The following is a 3,957-nucleotide window of genomic DNA, read 5'->3' as shown; positions in this document are numbered from 1 at the left end:
ATTCGCGCATGACGTCACGGTGTGACGCGCGGCCTCACGCCTATCGGGTGACAGCACCTCGATGGAAGGAGAGCGCTCATGCCCTACACGAACAAGGCGTCCGCACCGGTCAGTGTCGACATCCCGGAATTCGAGGGACGGTACGTCGACCTTGGCGGCTACACCGTCGGCTTCGAGATCTACAAGGCCGACGTCGACCCGGCCGAGTTCTTCCGCGGGCTCCCGGGGGACCGTTGTCAGTGTCCGCACTGGGGCGTGGTGCTGACCGGGAGCATCAGCTTCCGGTTTGCCGACCACACCGAGATCTACGCGGCCGGTGACGCCTACCACGCACCGGCCGGGCACACGCCGGTCATGACGGCCGGCACCGAGGTCGTCGAATTCAGCCCGACCGAGGCACTCAACGCGACCATGACCGTCGTCAGGGCCAACCTCGCCGCCGCCGGCGCATCGTCATGACCGCCACCACCGTCACCCAGCACCAGGCCCGCGCCCACGCGCTCGCCGAGAAGCTCATCGAGTTCCTTCAGACCAGTGAGGTGCCGGACGGCCTGTTCGCGGCCGACATGTTCTGCGACTTGACCATGCCGACCTGGCGGTTGCAGGCCTTCGGTGTCGAGGACAGCGTCGCGCTGCGGCTCGCCGGCCACCCGGGGCGGGGGACGGCGCCGCGGTGGCGGTTCGATCCGACGCCGACCGGGTTCGTCCTCGAAGTGGAGGAGGCATGGGACTCGGGCGGCGAACACTGGACCTGTCGCGAGTTGTTCCGCGCCGACATCGGCGACGAGGGCATCAGCCAGCTCTCGGTCTACTGCACCGGCGACTGGGATGCGGCGCGGCGGGCCGAGCACGCCGCCGCGGTGACGCTGATCCGTCCCTAACCTGGCAGCGGCGCCGTACTAACTCCTACGCTGTACGCGTGGGGGCAGTCCAGGACGACTCGGCATGGGAGGCGGCACGCGCCGCGTACTGCGACGACTTCGTCGCGGCGCGTGCCGCTGACGATGTCGACGCCATGGCCGCCGCAGCGCTCGGACTCGCGTCACTGCAGCGCTTCGGCGGCCCCGGCGGCCGGACTCCCGCTCTGTTGCACGAGGCATACCTCGCCGCCGCAGACTCCCCCGGCACGCGGGCAAGGCTCGCCGCTGCGCTGGCCCGCTCGTGGGTCTACGGCAACGACGCGGTACGCGGCGCGCCGTTTGCCCTGGAAGCGGTCGAGCTCGCCGAGCAAAAGCCCGATCCGGCGGTGCTGGCCGACGCTCTGGACGCGCAGCTGGCGGCGAGCTGGGGTCCGGACGACCTGTCCGAACGGCTGCACAACACCGCTCGTCTGCAGGACGTCGCCGCGCACGTGGACGACGTACGCACCCGAATGGACGCGCACCTATGGCGGCTGACCACAGCGCTTGAGACGCTCGACGTCACCGGGATGCACCGCCAGCTATCCGCGCTCGACCTGCTCGCCGACGAGACCGGCTGGCCACTGGTGCGCTACTTCGCGATGACGCGGCGAGCGATGTACATAACGCTCGTCGACGACCTTGACGGCGCCCGCGGGCTGGCCGAGGCCGCCTACGCTCTCGGCACGGACATAGGGGTCCCGGACGCGTTTGCCGTCTACCACGAGCAGCGCGCCGAGATCGCTCGTCACGCTGACGACGTCGGCTTCCTCGCTGGCGAAGCCGCGCTGGCCGAGGACTACGCGGTGAGGCGCGGCATCGAGTCGCTCATCGCCGAAGCCGCCGTGCTGGCCGTGCAGGCTGGCGACACCGAACGCGCATCCAGGCTCGTCGCGCAGGTCGCCGGCGGTGGTTTCGGGCAGGTGCCGTTCGACGTCGACTGGCTGCTCACCGTGTCGAAGACGACCGAGGCGGCGGCCGGGCTCGGCTTTACCGACATCGCGCGGGCGGGCATGACGCTCATGGCGCCGTACGCCGGTCGTTGTGTCGTCAACGCCGGCGCCGTCGTCTGTGCCGGTGTCGTCGAGGACTACCTCTGGCGGGCCGCGGTCGTCAGCGCCGACCCGCGGGCGGACCACTGGCGTGCGTCGGCCGAGGCGGCGTACCGGCGACTGGGCGCGCCGTGGTGGCTGCGCCGGGTGTCGGCGCCGTACGACATCAAGCGTGGCGCGCCCGTCGCAGCGCCGCGACCGGCCGACAGGCGCACGGTCGAGCTGCGGCGGCTGCCGGGGCAGTCGGTGTGGTCGGTGGGGCCGGCGGGCCAGGCGCGGCTGCTGCCGGACATGAAGGGGCTGCACTACCTGCACGCGCTGCTGCAGCGGCCTGATGTCGAGATCACCGCGCTGGAGATGTCCGCGATGGCCGCCGGTCACGGCACGGCCGTGGCCGAGCCGGACGCGGGCGAGCGGCTCGACCGCCGGGCGCTGACGGCCTACCGCAACCGGCTGCGGGAGATCGACGAGGAGCTCGACGAGGCGCAGTCGTGGAACGACCTGGCACGGGCCGAGCGCATCGAGGCCGAGCGTGAGGCGCTGCTGCGCGAACTCGCTGGCGCGACCGGGCTGGGCGGCCGCGCGCGCAGCATGGGCGGGACCGCAGAGAGGGCCCGGGTCGCGGTGCGCAAGGCGATCGCGGCCGCACTCGACCGCATCGCCGCCGAGGACCCGGCCACGGCCCGCCTGCTGCGCCGGACCATCCATACCGGCAGCGTGTGCCGACATGAGCAGGACCCGGACACGCCGGTCGACTGGCTGCTCTGACGCGAGCGTCACGGTGTGACAGCTGACCTCACGCATTTCAGGTAACCGCATCGATCGCTGAAGGAGCTCGTGATGACCGAACTCGCGCGTCCGCTCGAAACCGGCTGGCTCCCGGACACCCCATCACGGACTCCGTGCTGCGCCGGTCCGTCGTCAACCAGTGCGAGGACCGGTGGGTGAGCCTGCCGATGCGCCGCCGAGCGAGGTGAATGTGCGGCGCGCCGAGTCGCCAGACGACCTGGCCCTCGTCGAGCGGATCCTCATCGACGGCTATCCGACACCGGAGCTCGACGGGTTGCCGGCCAACAGGGCGATGAGTCCCGCCCTCCTCGGAAGCGCAGTCCGGCACTGGATCGGATACTTCGACGGCACCCCCCCATCGCGACGACGGCGAGTCATGCGGCACACCGCGTCGTCAACCTCTTCCTGGCCGCGACCCTGCCAGCCGCGCGGCGACGCGGCGTGTGGCGCACGCTCGTCGCGGCCCGGTGCACCGATACCCCGGACCTGCCAGCAGTCGCGTTCACCAGCGACTACAGCCGACCTGGCTTCCTGCGCATGGGCTTCCTGCCCATCACCCGTTTCACGCTTTGGGCGGTTGTCACCTGAGGCGCACGGCACGTAGCCGTCACTCGATCACTTGCGCGGGCACTGCCGATCCGACTCATAGCGACAGTTACAACGTTCGCTCATCGGCATGAGCGGATGCGGATCGCCCGGTCCGACAGAGGAACCGGCATACAGATCATCCTGATCTGCAGCTCGCGGACCGTCGCTGCCGCGCGGCGCGATTAGCGCCAGATCGGCGGTTCTAGGGCTCTTGGTTGGTAGCCGTCTGTGGCGGCTCGGCTCCCGGGGTCACTTCCCAGGCGAACAGGGAACAGCCCCGTATCGTGCTGGTCCAGCGGAGCGTGGTCCGGAGATCGCGCCACGGGCCGTGGGACTCGGCTTTCTGCCGTGGCGTGTCAGCCAGTCGGCCGAGCGACGATGGCGTGATCAGTGCCGTTTCTCCGGCCTTCAGCGGGAGGACGGACCTGCCCGAATGTTCGATGTACCGCACGTACCCGTCGTCTGCCGCGAGCACGATGAGCCGGAGCCGGCCGGGCACCTGGGCGACCTTGTTGAAGTCGACGAGGAGCTGGCCGTAGTGCATGGGGCGTGCGGGCTGGCTGCCGGAGGGGTGAGAGCGCAGGTACTTGACCTCGATCGCCAGGTCGTGCGGGTCGCCCACCCACAGG

General features: G+C 70.5%; 4 protein-coding genes. 3 read left to right on the top strand and 1 reads right to left on the bottom strand.

The window, feature by feature from the left end:
- Positions 1–78: 78 nt before the first annotated feature.
- The 3 genes from VG296_RS31155 to VG296_RS31145 are packed head-to-tail and all read left to right on the top strand — an operon-like array spanning position 79 to position 2,719.
- Positions 79–459 (top strand): hypothetical protein, encoded by a 381-nt coding sequence (locus VG296_RS31155; protein ID WP_325572093.1) that lies wholly within the window; start codon positions 79–81, stop codon positions 457–459.
- Positions 456–881: a hypothetical protein gene (locus VG296_RS31150; RefSeq protein WP_325572092.1), complete on the top strand. Its 426-nt coding sequence runs from the start codon at positions 456–458 to the stop codon at positions 879–881. The genes VG296_RS31155 and VG296_RS31150 overlap by 4 nt, the downstream gene beginning before the upstream one ends.
- Before the next feature lie 38 nt (positions 882–919).
- On the top strand, positions 920–2,719 hold the full coding sequence (locus tag VG296_RS31145) for a hypothetical protein (RefSeq protein WP_325572091.1): 1,800 nt from the start codon (positions 920–922) through the stop codon (positions 2,717–2,719).
- 811 nt (positions 2,720–3,530) lie between these two features.
- Here VG296_RS31145 and VG296_RS31140 read toward each other — a convergent pair.
- Positions 3,531–3,957, bottom strand: a 427-nt coding sequence (locus VG296_RS31140) for a hypothetical protein (protein WP_325572090.1), incomplete at its 5' end; no start/stop codon positions are given.

Origin of the sequence: Actinospica sp., assembly GCF_035552695.1 — a bacterium.
Taxonomy (GTDB): Bacteria; Actinomycetota; Actinomycetes; order Streptomycetales; family Catenulisporaceae; genus Actinospica.
The sequence above is the reverse complement of the archived record's forward strand: the minus strand, read 5'-3'. Positions and strand labels throughout refer to the sequence as shown.